We start from the raw sequence: 19,230 nt of genomic DNA, 5'->3' as shown, positions 1-19,230 counted from the left end.
GGAAGGATGAACAGATGAGGTCGAGCCTGAGCCGCCGCGGTCTGCTGGGAGGCATCGCGGCAACCGGTGCCTGGACCGCTGCCGGAGCGCTGCCGGGCGCTGCCTCCGCCGCGCCGAAGGGCCGAGCCGGTGAGCTGCCGTCGACGGTCGACGTGGTGGTCGTCGGCGCGGGCATCTCGGGCCTGGTCGCTGCGCGGGAGGCGGCCGCGAAGGGTCGCTCGGTGGTGGTGCTCGAGGCGCGCGACCGGGTCGGAGGCCGCGTCCTCAACCACGAGCTCGCAGACGGGTCGGTCATCGAGGCCGGCGGAGCGTTCGTCGGGCCGACCCAGGACCACGTCCTCGGGCTGTGCGACGAGCTGGGCATCCAGACGTTCAAGGAGCACACCGCCGGCAACAGCGTCTATTTCTCCCGGGGCATCAGGCAGACCTATCAGGGCACCGTCCCGCCCGACCCGTTGGTCCTGCCCGACGCCGGTCGCCTGCAGCTGCAGCTGGACGAGATGTCCAAGGACGTGCCGGTCGACGCGCCGTGGCTGGCGGCGAAGGCGGCGGAGTGGGACTCGACCTCGCTGCACGACTGGGTCGCGCAGAACACGGTCAACCCCGACACCGCCAAGCTGCTCGAGGTCTACCTGCAACCGCTGCTCGGCGCGGATGCCCGCGACGTCTCGCTGCTGTTCATGCTCTGGTACGTCGCCACCGCCGGCAACGAGCACAACCCCGGCACCTTCGAGCGGTCCTCCGGCACCGAGAACGGGGCCCAGGACTCGCGCATCGTCGGCGGTTCCCAGCTCATCCCGCTGCGGATGGCCGAGCAGCTCGGCGACATCGTCGCGCTGTCCGCCCCGGTCCGGCGCATCGAGCAGCTCGCCGATCGAGCGGTCGTCACCACCGACCGCGGGCGGGTCAGCGCGGCCCGGGTCATCATGGCGGCGCCGCCGCCGCTGATCACGCAGATCGACTGGGCTCCGCTGCTGCCGCCCAAGCGGCTGCAGCTGTTGCAGCGACACTTCATGGGTGCGCTGATGAAGTGCGACGCGGTGTACGAGAAGCCGTTCTGGCGGGAGAAGGGCCTCAACGGCTTCGGCATCTCCGACGTCGCGCCGGTGCGGGTGGCCTTCGACAACTGCCCCGCCGACGGGAGCCCCGGCGTGCTGCTGGCCTTCGTCGGCGGCGCCACCTGGGCCGACTGGGGGAACCGGCCGTTCGAGGGGCGCAGGCAGGGCGTGCTGGAGGGGTTCGCGCGGCTGTTCGGCCCGGAGGCGCTCGACCCGATCGACTACACCGAGCAGGACTGGACGCACGAACGCTGGTCCTACGGCGGCCCGGTGGCCAATCCCGGCCTGGGGGCGACGTACCGGTTCGGGGACCAGATCCGTAGGCCGGTCGGCCGCGTCCACTGGGCGGGGACCGAGACCTCGACCTACTGGTCCGGCTACATGGACGGTGCGGTCCGTGCAGGCAAGCGTGCCGCGGCCGAGGTGACGGCGCCGTAGGCGGTTCGTGTCTGTGCCCGTCATCGGTGGCATTTGATGACAGGGTTCGATCATGAGCGATGAGGCGGTCGACGAGGAGACCACGACGCTGCGGGCCACCGGCGTACGCGCTCGGCAGGGGGCTCGAGATCTGCTTCCGACCACGACGTTGACGCTGCGCGGGGGAGAGGTCGCGGTGGCCGTCGGTCCCCCGGGAGGCGGGCACACGTCGCTGGCGCTCGCACTGGCAGGACGGCTGCGGCTGGATGCGGGCAGGGTCGCGCTGGACGGCGACGTGTCGCCCCGGGTCCTCCAGGGCGCGGTGGCGCTCGTCGACGTGCCGGGCGTCTCCGAGCCGGACGAGATGGTCCCGTTCCGTACGATCCTCGGCGAGGAGCTCGCCATGGCGAAGCACAAGCCGAGCGCTGCGGCGATCGACCGCTGGCTGGGGGACTACGCCCTCGCGGGCGACATCACCACGGAGGCTGTCCCGCCGCGACCACGGCTGGAGATCCTCGGCCGGATGGCGGCGCTGCGGTCCGGCACCCGTTTCCTCGTCCTCACCTACCCCGAGCGGCTCGGCCTGCCGGTCGAGGAGTGGCTCGCCATCGCGGAGGATCTCGCCGGGGCCGGCCCGAGGCCCGGCGTCCTGGTCACCGCCAGCCCTGCGGCGGTGATCCCGAGCGACGTGCGTACGTTCACCATCGGCCCGACGGAGGAAGCATGAACTCGCTGCGTATCGCGCTGACCGAGCTGCGCCGGATCACGGCCGGCCGGCTGGCGAAGCTCGTCATCGTCGCGCTGGTGGTCGTGCCCACCCTCTACGCCGGGCTCTACCTCTACGCCAACCACGATCCGTACGCCCACTTCGACGAGCTCCCGGCGGCGCTGATCGTGGAGGACACCGGTGCCACCACCACCGACGGCGCCGAGATCGACGCGGGGCGCCAGGTCGCCGACAAGCTGCTGAAGTCGGGCGACTTCGACTGGACGGAGACCTCCACGGCGAAGGCGGAGAAGGACATCCGCGAGGGCGACTACTACTTCGCGCTGCGCATCCCGGAGGGGTTCTCCCGGACGCTGACCGGTGCGGAGCGGCTCGACCCGAAGCAGGCGCAGATCCAGGTGATCACCAACGACGCCAACTCCTACCTGTCCACGACGATCGCGACCAACGTGACCGACAAGGTCCGCGACGCCATCGCCAGCGAGGTCTCCGAGCAGGCCGCGGCCAGCTTCCTGCTCGGCATCTCCGACCTCCGCTCGGGCCTGGTCAAGGCCGCCGACGGCGCCGCGAAGCTGGAGAAGGGCGCGGTCTCGCTCCGCGACGGCGCCGGGAAGCTGGCCACCGGAGCCGGCGACCTCGAGGACGGTCTGGACACCATCGAGGGCAAGGTCACCGACCTGCCCGCCAAGACCCGTGAGCTCGCGACCGGCGCCCGCAAGGTCGCCGACGCGAACGGCGAGATCGCCGCCACCGGGCAGCGGGCCGCGACCGCCGTCGACGACGCGGTCGCCGCCTACGAGGCGAACCGGGCAGACCTCGACGCCCGGCTCGAGGCGCAGGGCCTGGACGAGCAGCAGCGGGCCGAGGTGCTGGCGATCTACGACCGGGGATCCGTTCCGCTCGACCGCGTCGACCAGCGCGTCGGGGACGTCTCCGGGAAGCTGAACGAGCTCGCCACCGGAGCCGACCAGGTCGCCGACGGCAACGAGCAGCTGGCCTCGGCGATGCCCGATCTGGTGGCCGGGATCTCCCAGGCCGCCGACGGCGCCGGAGAGCTGAGCACCGGCGCGACCCAGCTGCGCGACGGCGCCGCGAAGCTCGCCACCGGCGCCGGGGATCTGAAGAAGGGCCTGCAGGACGGCGTCGCGCAGGCGCCGGCGACCGACGAGGAGCTGCGCGACCAGATCGCCTCGACGATCGCCGACCCGGTCGCGATCGACTCGGTCTCCGAGGCGAAGGCATCGTCCTACGGTGCCGGGCTGGCGCCGTTCTTCCTCGCCCTGGGCGCCTGGATCGGCGGATACGTCCTCTTCCTGCTCGTCCGGCCGATCTCGACCCGCGCGCTGGCCGCCAACCAGACCCCGCTGCGGATCGCCCTGGGCGGGTGGATCACCCCGGCACTCATCGGCGCCGCGCAGATGGTCGTGGTGCTCGTGGTCGTCGGGCTCGCCGTCGACATCACCCCGGTGAACTGGCTCGGTACGTTGGGCTTCCTGCTGCTCACCTCCGCGACCTTCATCGCGATCGTGCACATGCTCAACGCGCTCCTCGGGGCACCGGGCCAGTTCCTCGGCCTCGTCCTGATGGTGGTCCAGCTCGTCACCGCCGGCGGCACGTTCCCCTGGCAGACGATCCCCGAGCCGTTGCACCCGCTCCACCACGTACTGCCGATGAGCTATGCGGTCGACGGGCTCCGGCAGCTGATGTACGGCGGGCTGTCCGGCCGGGTCGTCTCCGACGTCCTCGTCCTGGCCGCCTTCCTCGTCGGCGCGCTGCTGCTGACCGCCTACGGCGCCCGGCGACAACGTGTCTGGACGCCCAAGCGGGTGCGGCCCGAGATCGTCCTCTGACCTCAGTACGTCTCACCCAGCCGCGCCTCGCCGGCGCGGCGGGCCTGAGCGGGGGAGATGTGCGTGACCGAGATCAGCTCCTCGCGGCCGCCGGCCTCCCTGTCGATCGTGAGGACGAGCCCGACGCCGCGCGCGTAGAACTTGTGCTCCAGCACGTCGGGCTCGAGCGGGGTGGTGTCGGCGGTCTTCACCAGGCCGTCGTACTCGCCGGCGGGGACACGTGCCCGTTCGCCCAGGTCGATCACCTCGCCGTCGTCCTCGGCCTTGCCCGCGTAGTACTCCTGCCGATAGCTCATGCCGACCTCCGGGGAGGCGGGCATGATGACCCCCGCTTGGGCGGAGTCCACGCCGGCCTCGAAGGACCCCGCGCGGGTGGTGATCCTCCCGTCCTCGAACTCGGCGGTGTCCTCGCCGAGGTACCAGACGGTGCCTGCCTCGTCCTGGGCGTACCAGTCCAGGGTGTCCTCGATGATCTCGCCGTCGAGGGTGACGGTGTCGCGCACGACCCTGGCGGTCACGCCGTTGGCGATCTGGCGGGTGACCGAGGTGGCGGTGACGACCACCTCGACGGTCTCGACGTCCTCGGTGGTCTCGCGGTAGATCCAGCGGGTGCCCGGCTCGAGCGGGAACCAGGGGTTTGTGATCTCGGCGGTGAACTCGGCGGGGTCGAGCTCGACCGGCTCGTCGGACTGCGGCAGTGCGTCGCTCCGGGTGCCGCAGCCGGTGGCCACCAGGAGGCATCCGATCACGGCGACGGCGAGGCGAGGCATCGTACGTCCTCGGGTCAGTCGTCGGCGCCGGAGTCGTCACCCTCGGTGCCGACGACCCGGAAGGTCTCGTCGAGCTGGACGTCGACCTGGTGTCCGTCCTCGAGGGTCACCTCGACCTCGTACCTGCTCTCCTCGTCGTCGACCTCGGTCCCGGTGACGGTGCCGCCGCCGGTCTCCTCCAGTGCGGCCCGCTCGGCCTGCTCGAGCTCGGAGGCGGGGATGGGTTGTTCGTGGGAGTCGTCGTCGCCGGACAGGGCACTGGCCGCGCCGACGGTTCCGGCGCTGACCACGGCCGCGGCCGCGACGACCACGGCGATGCGCTTGTGGGTGGTTGTCGGGTTCATGCCATCGACGCTACGGCGGCTCGATGAGGAGCCGATGAGTCTCTCATCCGGTCCTCATCTGCGTGCCTAGCATGAGCATGTGCGGGTGCTGCTGGTGGAGGACGAGGAGAAGCTCGCCGCGCTGGTCGCCCGTGGGCTGACCGAGCGTGGTGGCGTGGTCGACTCCGTCACGACCGGCTCGCAGGCCGTCGCCTCGGCGCGCGCCGCCGACTACGACGTGATGCTGCTGGACGTCATGCTGCCCGACATCGACGGGTTCGAGGTCTGCCGTCGCCTGCGGGCGGCGCGGGTGTGGACCCCGATCCTCATGCTGACCGCACGCACCGCGGTGGGGGACCGGATCGCCGGTCTGGACAGCGGTGCCGACGACTACCTCGCCAAGCCGTTCGCCTTCCAGGAGCTGCTCGCCCGCATGCGTGCTCTGGCGCGCCGTGGCCCCGTGCCCAGGCCGGTGATGCTGGAGGTCGGCGACCTGCGCATGGACCCCGCGGCGAGGCGGGTCTGGCGTGGGACGACCGAGCTGTCGCTGTCGACCCGGGAGCTCACACTCCTGGAGGCCATGATGCGCCGGTGCGGCCAGGCGCTCACCCGCGAGCAGCTGCTCGCGCTGGCCTGGGGCGGCCACCACGACGTGACCTCCAACGTCGTCGACGTCTACGTGCGCTATCTGCGCGCGAAGATCGACCGGCCGTTCGGCGTGAACACCCTGCAGACCGTACGCGGCGTCGGCTACCGGCTCACCGCGGAGGCGTCGTGAGGGCCTGGCCGCCGTCGCGGTGGCCGCTGCGTACCCGGGTCGCGCTCGCCTTCCTGGCCGCGACGGCGGTCGCGGTCACCGGTCTCGGCGTCCTGGTCCAGCTGCGGGTCAGCGATGCTCTGGAGGACCGCCTGCGCGACTCGGTCGGTGCCGAGGCCGACCGGCTCGGGTCGTTGCGGGGCCGCGAGCTGCTGGAGGCCGTCTCGGCTCTTCGCGGCGAGGTCCACGCCCAGGTGCTGACCGCGCGGGGTGACGTACGGGCTTCGTCCGGTCTGGTCGCGGACCCGCTTCTCGATGCCGCCGAGCTGCGGGGGTTCGACAGGATCGGCTGGCTCGAGCGGACCGCCACCGTCCTCGACGACGACGCCGCGGCCGCGGGGAAGCCCGATCCGGAACGGGAGCGGCTCGTCCTCCTGGTCGAGCCGGTCGAGGACGGATTCCTGGTCGTCGCCACGTCACGGGAGGACGCCGACGAGACTCTCACCACGCTGCGCAACCAGCTGCTGATCGCCGGGCCGCTCGCCCTGGCCGTCGCCGGTGGACTCGGCTATCTGGTCGCCGGCGCGGGCCTGCGCCCGATCGAGCGGATGCGCTCGCGGGCGGCCACGATCTCCGCGCGCAGCGCCGGCGAGCGCCTCCCGGTCCCTGAGGCCGACGACGAGCTGCGCCGCCTCGCGCTCACCCTCAACGCCATGATCGGACGCCTCGACGACGGCCTGCAGCGGGAGCGGAGGTTCGTCGCCGAAGCCAGCCACGACCTGCGTACGCCGCTGGCACTGATGCTCACCGAGATCGAGCTGGCGCTGGCTGGTGAGCGCACGCCCGAGGAGCTGCGGCTGGCCCTGTCCTCCGTCCAGGACGAGGTGCGCCGCCTGATCGCCCTGGCCGAGGAGCTCCTGGACCGGGCCGGGTCGGAGGATCTCTCGTTGTCGATCGAGTCGCGACCTTTCGACCTGGTGGATCTGGCCGCCCGGGTCGTGGATCGGTTCCGGGTGGCGGCCGGACGCCGGGACCTCACACTGACGGCTGCGCCACCCGTCGAGGTCCACGGCGACGCCACCCGCCTCGACCGGGCCCTGTCGAATCTCGTCGACAACGCCGTCCGGCACGGTGCCGGTGCCATCGAGGTCACTGTGAGCGCAGCGCCCGGCCACGCGGTCGTCACGGTCACCGACGAGGGCGACGGCCAACCGCAGGACTTCTGGCCGCGATCAGCAGACCCCGGCCTCGGTCTCACGATCGTCCGTGAGATCGCGCGTGCCCACGGCGGCTCGATCGACGTCGAGCACTCCGGCGGCCGCACCCGCGTACGTCTGGTGGTTGCGTCGCCGCCCGGCCACTAGGCCGCGTGCTCGGCCTGTGCATGCTGGAGGAACCAGGTCGCGACGGCGGCCGTCACGGAGCCGACGAGCGCGATCCCGACCACCATCAGCGCAACCGCGACCAGGCGCCCGCTCGTGGTGACCGGGTAGTGGTCGCCGTAGCCGACGGTCGTGACCGTCGTGCACGCCCACCACACCGCATCGCCGAGCGTCTTGATGTTCCCGTCGGCAGCTGATCGCTCCGCGTCGAGCACGGCGAGCGCGCCGAGGAAGACGGCGATGATCGCCGAGCCCACGACGTAGAGCGTCGTCTGGCCGACGAACGTCCGCGCGGCCGAGCGGCTCAGCAGGCGGGCGAAGGCTAGCGCACGGAGGATACGCAGCGGCCGCAGCACCGGGAGGCCGATGAGGGCGACGTCGTACCAATGGTGGAGCAGGTAGTGACCGCGTCGGTCGGCCAGCAGGACTCGGATCACGAGATCGAGACAGAACGCGGCCCATACGGTCCAGAAGACGACCGTGAGCATCTCCTCGAGAGTGCGGTTCAGACGGGGGTCGACGATCGGCCAGGCGTACGCGACGAGGAAGGCGACGGCGAGGAGCAGGAGTGGAATCTCGGTCCGGTGCTCCCACCGTTGAACACGAGTCATCGGGCGAGCGTAGGTCGGTTGGATGGGGACATCCGGCTATCCGATCGATGGTGCTCCGAATCCGGTATGTGGCGATAAGGTCGCCTTATGACGGTGTTGGCCGCGTACCGCCAAGCGCGACATGCGGAGGAGGTAGCGCGGCTTCGGCGTGGGCTGGCGCTCCGGGCGATGGTGGCGTCCGGGATGAGCCAACGAGAGATCGCCGCCGACCTCGGGGTGAGTCAGCCGGCGGTCAGTCAGCAGCTGAAGGTGGCTCAGGATCTCGCACGGATTCATCCCGAAGCGCTGATCGAGGCAGCAGGGCCGGTCCTCAGGAGCGTTGCCGAGGATGCCGGCTACCGCAGGCTCGCGGTCTTCGGGTCGGTGGCTCGCGGTGAGGCGCGGTTCGACTCCGACATCGACCTGATTGTCGAGTCGCCACAGGGAACGTCGTCGTTCGGGTTTCTCCGGTTCAAAAGGATGATCGAGCAGGTGCTCGGTCGGGAGATCGACCTGGTCGACTACGGCGGCCTGAAGCCACGAGTGGACGATGATGTTCGACGTGATGCTGTGCTGCTCTGATGGAGCTTGTGGCGTCGCGTGACGTACTCCTGCCCGAAGGGATCGACAAGCCATGAACATCAACGAGCCGGGTGTCGAGCTGAGCATCGACGGCGCTGTGGCGACCGTGCTGCTGGATCGTCCTGACGTACGCAACGCGCAGCATCCGGCGATGTGGGCGGCGATCGCGGGGTTCCTCGAGTCGCTTCCGGACGAGGTCCGGGTCGTGGTGGTGCGTGGGGCGGGTGGCATCTTCTCGGCGGGGCTGGATCTGTCGCTGGTCGACCCGGGGCAGACCGAGGTGGAGGGCAGCCTGGTGGCGACGCTGGCGCGCAGCGACCAGGAGGTCGTCGACCTGATCGGGGAGTACCAGCGGCCGTTCGTGGCGTTGGCCGACCCGCGGTTCATCTCGATCGCGGTCGTCGATGGGTACGCGATCGGGGCGGGGTTCCAGATGGCGCTGGCGTGCGACCTGCGGATCATGGCCGAGGATACCTGGGTCTGCATGAAGGAGCCGGCGCTGGGGCTGGTTCCCGATCTGGCCGGGACCAAGCCGTTGGTCGAGGCCGTGGGCTACTCGCGGGCCCTGGAGATCTGCGCGACCGCGCGCAAGGTGGGCGCGCACGAGGCCGAGCGGATCGGGCTGGCGCAGAGCGCCGTCCCGGCGGTCGAGCTGGACGCCACCCTCGCCGAGCTGGTGGCAGCTCTCCTCGCCCACGACGCGACCGCGGTGCGGCGTACGCACGAGCTCCTGGCATCCGCCCCCGGCCGGAGCCTCGACGAGCAGCGTCTCGCCGAGCGCACCGCCCAGGTGGGCCGGCTCCGCGCGGTGCTCGGACGCTGATCCCGCCTGCGGGCCCGTCAGGCGGTGAAGGGCGTGGTGCCGAAGCGGCCGACGACGATGAAGGCGGCGATGGCGAGGTAGACGACATTGACCAGGACGAGCTTCGCCTGGCCGAGGCGGCCGTGGGTGATCATCGCGCCGATCATCAGGGCGATCCAGCAGGCGGCGGTGACGGGCACCATGACAGGTGCGATGTCGAGCACGGCGGGAAGGATGAGTCCGATCGCGGCCAGGATCTCCAGGATCCCGAGGGTCCTGACGAAGGTGGGGCTGGCGCCGCGGGTCCATGCGGCGCCGTCGTGCTCGGCCAGCTTGTCCAGAGGCACGAAGGTCTTGGTGAGGCCTCCGGCCAGGGCGACGAGGGCCAGCAGTCCGGCGGCGGTCCAGAGGACGACGTTCATTGTTCTCTCCTGTTCCGTGGGTTCACCACAGGAGACGAGAGGACACGACGCTCTGTGACACGACCCCCGACCGGCGTCAGCCGGCGTCGGGAACGACGGTGCCGTCCGTGCTGGGTGGGTAGGGGACCAGCGTCCCGGTCGAGCGGCCGAGCTCGTCGAGCTTCCAGCCGAGACGCTTGATCTGGCGCAGGACGATCGCTGACTCGACCACCGTGAGCGCGAGGTCGCGCTGGAGGTGCTCGTGGAGGAGCATCGCGCTCTCGGCCGAGCGCGTCCAGGTGCCGATCAGCAGGTTCGTCGGTCCGGGCAGGCCGACGACCTGGCGTACGCCGGGGGTGGTCCGTAGGCGGTTCACACACTCGTCGACCGCCCCGACCGGCACCTGGCACCAGGTCTGCACCACGATCGGCAGCGGGGTCAGGCCCTGGGCGACCTCGCAGCGGAAGGTGAGGGCGTCGGAGGCGAGCAGCTGGCCGAGCTGGCGGCGGGTGGTCGACAGCGGCCGGCCGGTGTGGCGGGCGATGTCAGCGGCGCTGCTGCGGCCGTTGCGGATCAGGGCCTGGGTGAGGGCGGCGTACGGTTCGGCCCAGGGGTTGACCGGAGCGGACCTGGCGCCGCCGGCGTGGTCGGGAATCCGAGCCACTGCCCGGGCGTGCTCACGGTCGAGCCCGCCGACCCGCCAGCTGCTCGCGTCGACGTGGAGCCGGGCGACATGGTGGGCGCGTACGCCGAGGACGCCTGGCAGCGCGGACAGGTCGTCGAGCAGCAACCTGGGCATGTCCCCGGGGCCGAGGCCGACGGCCGTCACGATCAGGCCGTAGTCGCGGGCCGCCTCCTCGATGGTGATGATCATCGGCCAGTCGGCCAGCTCCTGGGCGAGGGTGCCGGCCCGTCCGCCGGCGCAGGCGATCTCGGCGACGGCGAGGCTGGCTCCGTCGTGGCCACGGACCCGTGGGTGGGCCATGACCCAGGCACTGCCGTCGGCACGCAACCGCTGCCAGCGACGGCTCAGGGTCGTCGGCGAGGTGCCGAGCGCGGCGGCCAGGTCCGTCCAGGAGGCCCGCGGCCTGATCTGCAGCGCGTGGATGAGCGAAAAGTCGTCCTCATCCAGTGTCGCCATGGTCACATCCTGTCCGATCGCCCCGCCGGACGGGCGATTCGGGCCGATTCCCCGGCCTCCGGCGCACCCGCCGTGATACTCGTCCCCGCCCGTGTGCTCGGTCGTGCCGAGCCTGCCCCGAGAGGATCCCGACCCATGACCCGCTGGACGAAGCCCCTGCTCCTGGCCGTACTCGCCGTCCTCCTCGTCGGCGGCGCCGGCTTCTTCGCCCTGGCGCCAGGGATCGTGGAGAACGGCCGGAACAAGATCAAGTCGGCCAGCCTGCCCGAGGTCACGCCCGAGACGCGACGGTTGCACGACTCCCTGCAGGTCATCGACATGCACAGCGACACCTTGATGTGGGACCGCGACGTGCTGGAGCACTCGGACCGGGGTCACATGGACCTGCACCGGATGGAGGACGGCAACGTCGCGCTGCAGGTGTTCTCGTCGGTGTCGAAGTCGCCGAAGGGGCAGAACTACGACCGCAACACCGGCGACAGCGACAACATCACCCTGCTGACCTTCGCGCAGCTCCAGCCGCCGCGCACCTGGACCTCGCTCCTCGACCGCTCGCTCTACCACGCCCAGAAGCTCGACAAGGCGGCGGCGGACTCCGACGGCAAGCTGCGGCTGATCCGCACCCGTGCCGACCTGGACGCCCTCATCGCCGACCGTGAGGCCGGGAAGCAGGTCACCGGTGCGCTCTTCTCGGTCGAGGGTCTCCAGAACCTCGAGGGCGACTTCGACAACCTGGACACGCTCTACGACGCCGGCATGCGGATGGCCGGGTTCACCCACTTCTTCGACAACGAGGTGGCCGGCTCCATGCACGGGGTCGAGAAGGGCGGCCTCACCGACCTCGGGCGCCGGGTGTTCGTCGAGATGGAGCGTCGCGGCATCATCGTCGACATCGCGCACGCCAGCCACGCTGCGGTCGCCGAGATGCTCGCGATGGCGACCAAGCCGGTGGTGCTCAGCCACGGCGGCGTCCAGGCGACCTGCGACGTCAACCGCAACCTGACCGACGAGGAAGTACGCGGGGTCGCCGCGACCGGCGGTGTCGTCGGCGTCGGCTACTGGGACGCCGCGGTGTGCGACCTGACCGTCGAGGCCGTGGTCGACGCCATCGACCATGTCGTCGAGGTCGGCGGCATCGATACCGCGGCGCTGGGCAGCGACTACGACGGCTCGACCACCGTCGGCTGGGACACCAGCGACCTCGCCGCCATCACCCAGGAGCTCGTCGATCGCGGCTACGACGAGACCGAGGTGGCCGCGATCATGGGCGGCAACACGCTGCGCGTGCTGCGGGCCACGCTGCCCGAGTAGGCCGGTCCGGCGTGCTCCGTGCCCGGGCCGGTCAGCGCTGCGAGATCATCGCGGCCAGCGTCTTCGCGCCGGCGGCGATGTCGTGGCCCAGGCGGGCAGCGGGTTCGGGAGCCTGGCTCTGCTGTGCTCCGCCGACGGCGACGACGAGGTCGGGACGGTGGTCGCGCAGGGCGGTGATCACCGTGGTGGTGGCGGGGATGTCGGCGGTGGTGGGGATCGCCAGCACCACGGCGGCGAGGGCGGGATCGCCGGCGACGCCGACCCAGTCGTCGATCGGAAGATCGGCTCCCAGGTAGTCGGTGTCCAGGCCGCGTCGCCGAGCGGCGACGGCGAAGGCGAGGAGACCGATCTCGTGGCGGGTGCCGGGGGCCAGGCCGAGGACGACGCGGGGGCCGTGACCATGGGCGGCCGCCGCCTCGTAGGCGACGGCTAGGCGGCGCATCACCGCGTTCGAGGCCAGGTGCTCGCCGGCGACGCTGACCCTGCCGTCCGCCCAGGCGTCGCCGAGTTCCTCCAGCGCGGGAAAGACGTGGTCGGTCATGACCGTCTCGAAGCTGCTGAGGGCGAACACCTCGTCCAGGACGGCTGCCAGGTCGCCGGTGTCGAGCGCAGCCGCGGCGACGGTCAACCTCCGGGCGAGGCCGGGGGAGGGCTGGGTGTGGCTCCCGCCGTCCCGCGCCTCCGCGGTCGGGAGGTGATCGGGTTGCTCACGATCGAGCCGGATCGCCTCGGCGGCGGCGAGACCGACCGCCCAGCCCTGATCCACCAGATGCTTCATCGAGCGCAGCACGGCGACGTCGCGCTCGCCGTAGAGCCGGTAGCCGCTCTCGGACCGGTGCGGCGCGATGACGCCGTAGCGGCGCTCCCAGGCACGAAGCGTCGCGGTGGTGATGCCGACCCGCTCCGCCGCGTGCTTGATGGTGAACATCTGATCGGCTACCGGCCCAGTCGGTCCAGGGTCGCGCGCATCTGGTCGGACGCCTTGTCGCCCAGGCGGGTGAAGGCGGGGGTCAGCAGCGGCGCCACCATCCTGGCCATACCTTTCAGCTCGAAATCGGCCACGTAGCGAACAGATGTTCCGCCCGTGGCTGTCGGTACGAAGGTCATCGTGTCATGAGCCACGACCGTCTTGTTCTCACCGCGTAGCTCGACCCGCGCACCGGGCTCGTAGGCCTCCACCACATAGGTGAGGTCGGTGTTGCGTCCGAGGAACCGAGAGGTGTTCGCGTACGCCGTCCCGACCCCGCCGTCGCCGGAGATGCGTTCGGTGCGCACGGTGCCCGGATCCCACTGCTCGGTGGTCGTGAAGTCGGCCAGGAAGGCGAAGACCTCGGAGGTCGGTGCGGAGGTCTCCACGGTCCGATCGATTCTCATCATCGTGCCCCTTTCAAACCTTTGACATACCTTGTACAAAGATTGTACATTCGATCACCGGAACGAGCCAGCGGCAGTGCTGTTGCCTGAAGAGGGAGTACCCATGAGCCGAACGGCCCAGCGGCCGACCGTCGCCGTGATCGGGGGCGGGGTGTCAGGGCTGACCGCGGCCCATCTCCTCGGCCGCACCCACGACGTCACGCTCTTCGAAGCCGAGCGGAGGCTCGGCGGTCACGCGCACACGCACGACGTCTCGGCCGCTTCGGGAGACCGTCTCCGGGTGGACAGCGGCTTCATCGTGATGAACGAGCGCACGTATCCGAACCTGCTCCGCCTGTTCGCGGAGCTCGGCGTCGAGACCCGGCCCACCGAGATGAGCATGAGCATCGTCTGCGACGACTGCGGCCTGTCCTATGCCGGCGGTCGGGGGCTGAGCGGCATCCTGGCCGACCCGGGTCGTCTCGGCGACCTGCGCTTCGTCCGGATGCTGACCCAGGTGCCGCGGTTCCACCGCCGTGCCCGCCGTCTGCTCGGGACCGACAGCGACCTGACGTGGGGGCAGTTCCTCGCCGAGGGCGGCTTCAGCGACCACTTCGTCCAGCACTTCGCGGTGCCGCTGGTCTCGTGCGTCTGGTCGTGCGGCGACGAGGACGCGGCCGCCTACCCGGCGAGGCATCTCTTCGCCTTCCTCGACCACCACGGGATGCTCCAGGTCACCGGGTCGCCCACCTGGCGCACGGTCGTGGGCGGGTCGCGCACCTATGTCGACCGCATCGCCGAACGGCTGGGCGACGTCCGTGTCGGTGAGCCGGTCGCCGCCGTGGAGCGGCACGCCGATGGTGTGGAGGTGCGCACCGCGGCCGGCTCCCGGCGCTTCGACCGCGTGGTCGTGGCGACCCACGCGGACCAGGCCCTGAGGCTGCTGGTCGACGCCACCCCGGAGGAGAAGGCGGACCTGGCCGCCATCCGATACTCGCGCAACGAGACCTGGCTGCACCGCGACGCCTCCCTGCTTCCGGACTCGCCACGTGCCCGCGCCTCGTGGAACTACCGCCTCGCCTCCTGCGACGGCGGCGCCGACAAGGTGGTCGTCAGCTACTGGATGAACCGGCTCCAGGGACTCGAGGACCGCGACGAGCACGTGGTCACGCTCAACGCGACCGAGCATGTCGACCCGGCCACGGTCACCGCGCGGATGACCTACGAGCACCCGGTCTTCACCACCGAGGCGGTCGCGGCGGCCGCGCGGCTGCGTACGGCCGGTGGGCCTCGGCTGGCCTTCGCCGGCGCCCATCTCGGCTGGGGCTTCCACGAGGACGGCTGTCGCTCCGGCGTGGAGGCAGCCGAGTCGTTCGGGGTGACGTGGTGATCCCGTCACCGGTCTTCCCCGAGGTGCCGGCGCTGGTCGTCGGCTACGTCAGCCACACCCGGGAGCTGCCGTTGCGGCACGCCTTCCGCCACCGCAGCTACCACTGGCTCATCGACGTCGACGATCCGCCTCGGCTCCCGTTCTGGCTGCGTCCCCTGGCCGGGTTCCGGGTCGAGGACCATCTCGACGGGGGCTCGTCGGGTGGTGGCGTACGTGGCGATCTCGGTGTCTTCCTCGCCGGCCGTGGCGTCGACCTCGCGCCGACCGACCGGGTGCTGATGCTGGCGAACGCCCGCGTCCTGGGTCATGTCTTCAACCCCCTCACCGTCTACTGGGTGCAGTCGGACGACGGCGTCCTGCGCGCCGTCGTCTTCGAGGTGCACAACACGTACGGCGAACGCCATGCCTACCTGATCGACGTCGATCGATACGGACGAGCCCGCACCGGCAAGGCCTTCTACGTCTCGCCGTTCAACGACCTGGCCGGGACCTATGACATCCGGCTGCAGGTCGATCCAGGACAGGTGTCCGTGACCGTCGGCCTCGACCGCGACGGCGCCCGCGTGCTGACGGCGACCACGCGCGGGACCCCGGAGCCGGCGACGCATCGCGCACTGCTGCGGGTGAGCCTCTCCCACCTCCTGATGCCACACCGGGTCAGCGCTCTCATCCGGTTCCACGGGATCCGGCTCTGGCTGCGCAGGTTGCCCCTCGTCCCACGTCCGGCCACTCCGAAGGAGACCACATCATGACCGCAGAGCCTGTGACGCTCGGGCTGCCGGCGCACAGGGCGCCCGCTGCTTCCAAGAGCCTGCGAGCAGGGATCGCCAAGCAGATCCTGCGCCTGGCGACCCGGCAGGTCCCGGTCGACGTCGTGCTCCCCGACGGCGGCCTGCTCAACGAGCGATCGCGTACCGAGGGACGGCCGGGAATCGTGCTGCACCGCCCGGAGTCCCTCTTCGCCCGGATCGCGGAGAACCCGAAGATCGGCCTCGGCGAGGCCTACACGGCGGGCGACTGGTACGCCGCCGAGGGCACCGATCTCGCCGATGCGCTGACGCCGTACGCCGAACGCCTCTCGAGGCTGCTCCCGGACTGGATGCTGCGGCTGCGCCGCCTGGTCGACCAGCCCATCCCCGCCGACCAGCGCGGCGCGGTGGAGGACTCTCAGGAGAACATCTCCGCCCACTACGACCTCGGCAACGACATGTTCGCCGCCTTCCTCGACCCCAGCCTCAGCTACAGCTCGGCCCTGTTCGACCACACCCGTCCGGTCGCGGAGCAGGATCTGGAGGAGGCCCAGCTGCGCAAGGTCAACGCTGCCCTCGACCTGGCGGGCGTCGGTGCCGGTGACGATCTGCTCGAGATCGGCACCGGGTGGGGGACGCTCGCGATCGAGGCGGCACGCCGCGGAGCCCGGGTCACCACGGTCACGCTGTCGGTCGAGCAGGCGGCGCTGGCCAGGGAGCGGATCGAGGACGCGGGATTCACCGACAGGGTCGACGTGCTCGTGCAGGACTACCGACACGTCGTCGGCACCTTCGACGCCGTGGTCAGCGTGGAGATGATCGAGGCGGTCGGCGAGCGCTACTGGCCCGACTACTTCGCCGCCCTGTCCCGGCTGGTCCGCCCCGGCGGCGCCATCGCCCTGCAGGCGATCCTCATGCCGCACCAGCGCTACCTGGCGACCCGCAACTCCTACGGCTGGATCCAGAAGCACATCTTCCCGGGCGGTCTCATCCCGTCCGAGACCGTCATCTCCGAACAGGCCGCCGACGTCGGTCTGAGCGTGACCCGCACCGACAGGTTCGGCGCCGACTACGCCGAGACGCTCCGCCGCTGGCGCGCCGCCTTCCTGGCTGCGTGGCCGGAGATGCGGTCGGAGGAGTTCGACGAGGAGTTCCGGCGCACCTGGGAGTTCTACCTCGCCTATTGCGAGGCGGGCTTCCGGGCCGGGGCTATCGACGTCGCCCAGATCCGCCTGGAAGCCGATGAACGGAACCGTCCATGACGACCTCACTGATGTGGTTCCGACGAGACCTGCGGCTGGGGGACCATCCCGCGCTGCAGGCGGCGGCCGCCGAGGGGCAGGTGGTTCCGCTGTTCGTGCTCGACCCGCGCCTGGCCGGCTCCGGACGGAGGTGGGAGCGGCTGCTCGCCTCGCTCGCCGCGCTGCGCGAGGAGACGGATGGCGCGCTGGTGATCCGGCAGGGCGACCCGGCCGAGGTGGTGGCCGATGTCGCCGCCGAGGCGGGGGCGAGCCAGGTGCACGTCTCGACCGAGACGACCCCCTACGGCCGGCGACGCGACGCGGCGGTGGAGCAGCGTCTGGCGGCTGCGGGCATCGGGCTGGTCGGCACCGGGAGCCCTTACGCGGTCACGCCGGGCAGGGTCCGCAACGCATCCGGGGCGCCCTATCGCGTCTTCACCCCCTTCCTGCGGGCCTGGCGGGAACACGGGTGGCGGGCGCCCGCCGGCGATCCCGAGGTCGAGTGGATGACGAAGCTCGAGTCGGACCCGCTGCCGTCCCACTCCGACCAGGAGGCCGGTGAGCGTGCGGCGCTCCACCGCTGGGAGGACTTCTGCGCGGAGGACCTGGCTGGCTATGCCGAGTCCCGGGACCGACCCGACCTCGACCGGACCAGCCGCCTCTCGGTCGCGCTGAAGTACGGCGAGATCCACCCGCGTACGCTGCTGGCCGATCTGGGCACCCACGGCGCCGGGGCCTCCGGCGAGGATGTCGAGCGCTTCGTCGCGGAGCTGGCCTGGCGCGAGTTCTACGCCGACGTCCTCTGGCACGATCCCGGGTCGGCCTGGCGTGACCTGAAGGACGGCCTGGACGGGATGCGCTACGAGGACGACCCCGAGCTGCTGGAGGCGTGGAAGTCGGGCACCACCGGCTATCCGTTCGTCGACGCCGGCATGCGCCAGCTGCTCGCGGAGGGCTGGATGCACAACCGCGTACGGATGGTCGTTGCGAGCTTCCTGGTCAAGGATCTGCACATGTGGTGGCCCGTCGGCGCCCGGCACTTCATGGACCATCTCCTCGACGGCGACATGGCCTCGAACAGCCACGGCTGGCAGTGGGCGGCCGGGACCGGGACCGACGCCGCGCCCTACTTCCGCGTCTTCAACCCGGTCACCCAGGGGCTCCGGTTCGACCCGCAGGGCGACTACGTCCGGCGCTGGGTGCCCGAGCTCCGCCACCTCCCCGGGGCGGCGGCCCACGAGCCGTGGCGTCACTCCGAGGGGCTGGCCCACGGCTATCCGGAACCCGTCGTCGACCATGCCGAAGAGCGACGCGAGGCGCTGGACCGGCTCGCCGAGCTGAAGGAGTCCAGGCGATGACCACGCGGCGGCACATCGGCCGCACCTCAGCACCTGATCGCGGCCTCGACCGCCTGCTCGACCGCACGGTCCTGCTCGGCTACTCGCGTCTCGGCTACGCGATCCGTCGCCGCCGGTGGGCCGCGGGCGACCCGCGTCCCGGAGCGCTGGCCGGGCGTCATGCGCTGGTCACCGGTGGTGGCAGCGGTCTCGGTGAGGCCACCGTGCTGGGCCTGGCCCGACTCGGTGCCCGTGTCCATGTCCTCGTCCGCTCACCCGAGCGCGCCGCGCCCGCGATCGCCCGGATCGAGCGGCTGCTGCGTGGCGAGGGGCGGGTCGCCGACCTTCGGATCGAGCGCTGCGACGTCTCCGACCCGGCCATGATCGACGCGTTCGCCGACGAGTTCTGTGCGCGAGCGGGCGGCAGCATCGGGCTCGACGTGCTCGTGCACAACGCGGGCGTCATGCCGCCCGAGCGGACCGAGTCGGTCGAGGGCCATGAGCTCTCCGTCGCCACCCACGTGCTCGGGCCGATCCGGCTGACCGAGCGCCTGCTGCCGGCCCTGCGCCGCTCGGAGCCCGGCGCCCGGGTCGTCCTCGTCGCCTCGGGAGGGATGTACACCCAGCCGCTCCCGGTCGACGACCCGGAGTTCGAGCACGGCAGCTATCGGGGTGCCGTCGCCTACGCGCGGTCCAAGCGCATGCAGGTGGAGCTCGCCCCGATCCTGGACCGACGCTGGTCGCCGGACCGGATCGCCACCTTCGTCATGCACCCCGGCTGGGCGGACACCCCGGGCCTCGCTCGATCACTCCCCGCCTTCCGTACGTTGACCCGACCGTTGCTGCGTCCGGCCGAGGCGGGCGCGGACACGGCGGTGTGGCTGGCGGCCACCGAGCCGACCCCGCCGTCCGGCACCTTCTGGCACGACCGTCGCCGGCGTCCGACGAGCTATCGGTCGTCGACCCGTCCGGGTCGCGGCGAGACCGGCGAGCTGTGGACATGGGCGGCAGCCGCCGCCGGCCTCGAGCGGCCCTAGCTCCGATGTCAT

At 71.3% G+C, this 19,230-nt stretch carries 20 protein-coding genes; 13 read left to right on the top strand and 7 right to left on the bottom strand.

Features of this window, described 5'->3' with window-relative positions:
• Positions 1-14: 14 nt before the first annotated feature.
• Genes ACWZJV_RS08190 through ACWZJV_RS08180 form a run of 3 tightly spaced genes read left to right on the top strand, consistent with a single transcriptional unit; the run spans position 15 to position 4,052 of the window.
• Positions 15-1,496, top strand: coding sequence for a flavin monoamine oxidase family protein (locus tag ACWZJV_RS08190; RefSeq protein ID WP_457181042.1), 1,482 nt, complete (start codon positions 15-17; stop codon positions 1,494-1,496).
• A gap of 52 nt (positions 1,497-1,548) precedes the next feature.
• Positions 1,549-2,202, top strand: a complete 654-nt coding sequence (locus ACWZJV_RS08185; protein ID WP_457181040.1) for a hypothetical protein — start codon at positions 1,549-1,551, stop codon at positions 2,200-2,202.
• Positions 2,199-4,052 carry a YhgE/Pip family protein gene (locus ACWZJV_RS08180; RefSeq protein ID WP_457181038.1) on the top strand — a complete coding sequence of 618 codons (1,854 nt, stop codon included), beginning with the start codon at positions 2,199-2,201 and terminating at the stop codon, positions 4,050-4,052. The genes ACWZJV_RS08185 and ACWZJV_RS08180 overlap by 4 nt, the downstream gene beginning before the upstream one ends.
• Before the next feature lie 2 nt (positions 4,053-4,054).
• Here ACWZJV_RS08180 and ACWZJV_RS08175 read toward each other — a convergent pair whose 3' ends face one another.
• Entirely contained in the window at positions 4,055-4,822 is a 768-nt protein-coding gene (locus tag ACWZJV_RS08175; protein WP_457181036.1) for a hypothetical protein, read from the bottom strand.
• Between the two features lie 14 nt (positions 4,823-4,836).
• Positions 4,837-5,166, bottom strand: a complete 330-nt coding sequence (locus ACWZJV_RS08170) for a PepSY domain-containing protein (RefSeq protein ID WP_457181034.1) — start codon at positions 5,164-5,166, stop codon at positions 4,837-4,839.
• Positions 5,167-5,245: 79 nt separating this feature from the next.
• Here ACWZJV_RS08170 and ACWZJV_RS08165 point away from each other — a divergent pair, with 79 nt between their 5' ends.
• Positions 5,246-5,923 carry a response regulator transcription factor gene (locus tag ACWZJV_RS08165; RefSeq protein ID WP_196873038.1) on the top strand — a complete coding sequence of 226 codons (678 nt, stop codon included), beginning with the start codon at positions 5,246-5,248 and terminating at the stop codon, positions 5,921-5,923.
• Complete coding sequence (locus ACWZJV_RS08160) at positions 5,920-7,266, top strand: ATP-binding protein (protein WP_457181031.1); 1,347 nt, start codon at positions 5,920-5,922, stop codon at positions 7,264-7,266. The genes ACWZJV_RS08165 and ACWZJV_RS08160 overlap by 4 nt, the downstream gene beginning before the upstream one ends.
• On the opposite strand, the gene ACWZJV_RS08155 is transcribed toward ACWZJV_RS08160, so the two are convergent.
• Positions 7,263-7,895, bottom strand: coding sequence for a potassium channel family protein (locus ACWZJV_RS08155; RefSeq protein WP_457181029.1), 633 nt, complete (start codon positions 7,893-7,895; stop codon positions 7,263-7,265). The two genes, ACWZJV_RS08160 and ACWZJV_RS08155, sit on opposite strands and share 4 nt — an antisense overlap.
• Before the next feature lie 87 nt (positions 7,896-7,982).
• Here ACWZJV_RS08155 and ACWZJV_RS08150 point away from each other — a divergent pair, with 87 nt between their 5' ends.
• Together ACWZJV_RS08150 and ACWZJV_RS08145 are read left to right on the top strand one after the other, a co-directional pair.
• On the top strand, positions 7,983-8,456 hold the full coding sequence (locus ACWZJV_RS08150) for a nucleotidyltransferase domain-containing protein (protein ID WP_457181027.1): 474 nt from the start codon (positions 7,983-7,985) through the stop codon (positions 8,454-8,456).
• A 52-nt stretch (positions 8,457-8,508) separates the two neighbouring features.
• Complete coding sequence (locus ACWZJV_RS08145; protein WP_457181025.1) at positions 8,509-9,279, top strand: enoyl-CoA hydratase/isomerase family protein; 771 nt, start codon at positions 8,509-8,511, stop codon at positions 9,277-9,279.
• Positions 9,280-9,296: 17 nt separating this feature from the next.
• On the opposite strand, the gene ACWZJV_RS08140 is transcribed toward ACWZJV_RS08145, so the two are convergent.
• Positions 9,297-9,680, bottom strand: a complete 384-nt coding sequence (locus ACWZJV_RS08140; RefSeq protein WP_196873046.1) for a DoxX family protein — start codon at positions 9,678-9,680, stop codon at positions 9,297-9,299.
• Positions 9,681-9,756: 76 nt separating this feature from the next.
• Entirely contained in the window at positions 9,757-10,800 is a 1,044-nt protein-coding gene (locus tag ACWZJV_RS08135; protein WP_457181022.1) for an Lrp/AsnC family transcriptional regulator, read from the bottom strand.
• Positions 10,801-10,935: 135 nt separating this feature from the next.
• Here ACWZJV_RS08135 and ACWZJV_RS08130 point away from each other — a divergent pair, with 135 nt between their 5' ends.
• Entirely contained in the window at positions 10,936-12,111 is a 1,176-nt protein-coding gene (locus ACWZJV_RS08130) for a dipeptidase (RefSeq protein ID WP_457181020.1), read from the top strand.
• A gap of 31 nt (positions 12,112-12,142) precedes the next feature.
• Here ACWZJV_RS08130 and ACWZJV_RS08125 read toward each other — a convergent pair whose 3' ends face one another.
• Together ACWZJV_RS08125 and ACWZJV_RS08120 are read right to left on the bottom strand one after the other, a co-directional pair.
• The gene (locus ACWZJV_RS08125; protein WP_457181018.1) at positions 12,143-13,039 is read right to left on the bottom strand and encodes a MerR family transcriptional regulator; all 897 of its coding nucleotides are present in this window, start codon (positions 13,037-13,039) and stop codon (positions 12,143-12,145) included.
• A gap of 8 nt (positions 13,040-13,047) precedes the next feature.
• Entirely contained in the window at positions 13,048-13,485 is a 438-nt protein-coding gene (locus ACWZJV_RS08120) for an SRPBCC family protein (protein WP_196873053.1), read from the bottom strand.
• Between the two features lie 103 nt (positions 13,486-13,588).
• Here ACWZJV_RS08120 and ACWZJV_RS08115 point away from each other — a divergent pair, with 103 nt between their 5' ends.
• From ACWZJV_RS08115 to ACWZJV_RS08095, 5 genes are read left to right on the top strand one after another with little or no spacing between them, the layout of a single operon-like run.
• Positions 13,589-14,854 carry an NAD(P)/FAD-dependent oxidoreductase gene (locus tag ACWZJV_RS08115; RefSeq protein ID WP_457181015.1) on the top strand — a complete coding sequence of 422 codons (1,266 nt, stop codon included), beginning with the start codon at positions 13,589-13,591 and terminating at the stop codon, positions 14,852-14,854.
• Positions 14,851-15,606 carry a DUF1365 domain-containing protein gene (locus ACWZJV_RS08110; protein ID WP_457181013.1) on the top strand — a complete coding sequence of 252 codons (756 nt, stop codon included), beginning with the start codon at positions 14,851-14,853 and terminating at the stop codon, positions 15,604-15,606. The genes ACWZJV_RS08115 and ACWZJV_RS08110 overlap by 4 nt, the downstream gene beginning before the upstream one ends.
• Positions 15,603-16,865: a class I SAM-dependent methyltransferase gene (locus ACWZJV_RS08105; protein ID WP_457181011.1), complete on the top strand. Its 1,263-nt coding sequence runs from the start codon at positions 15,603-15,605 to the stop codon at positions 16,863-16,865. Before ACWZJV_RS08110 ends, ACWZJV_RS08105 begins: the two co-directional genes overlap by 4 nt.
• Positions 16,862-18,202 (top strand): cryptochrome/photolyase family protein, encoded by a 1,341-nt coding sequence (locus tag ACWZJV_RS08100; RefSeq protein ID WP_457181008.1) that lies wholly within the window; start codon positions 16,862-16,864, stop codon positions 18,200-18,202. Before ACWZJV_RS08105 ends, ACWZJV_RS08100 begins: the two co-directional genes overlap by 4 nt.
• Entirely contained in the window at positions 18,199-19,218 is a 1,020-nt protein-coding gene (locus tag ACWZJV_RS08095; RefSeq protein ID WP_457181006.1) for an SDR family NAD(P)-dependent oxidoreductase, read from the top strand. The genes ACWZJV_RS08100 and ACWZJV_RS08095 overlap by 4 nt, the downstream gene beginning before the upstream one ends.
• Positions 19,219-19,230: the final 12 nt, after the last annotated feature.

This window comes from Nocardioides sp. WG-D5, assembly GCF_054031175.1.
This window is presented reverse-complemented; position numbering and strand designations above follow the sequence as displayed.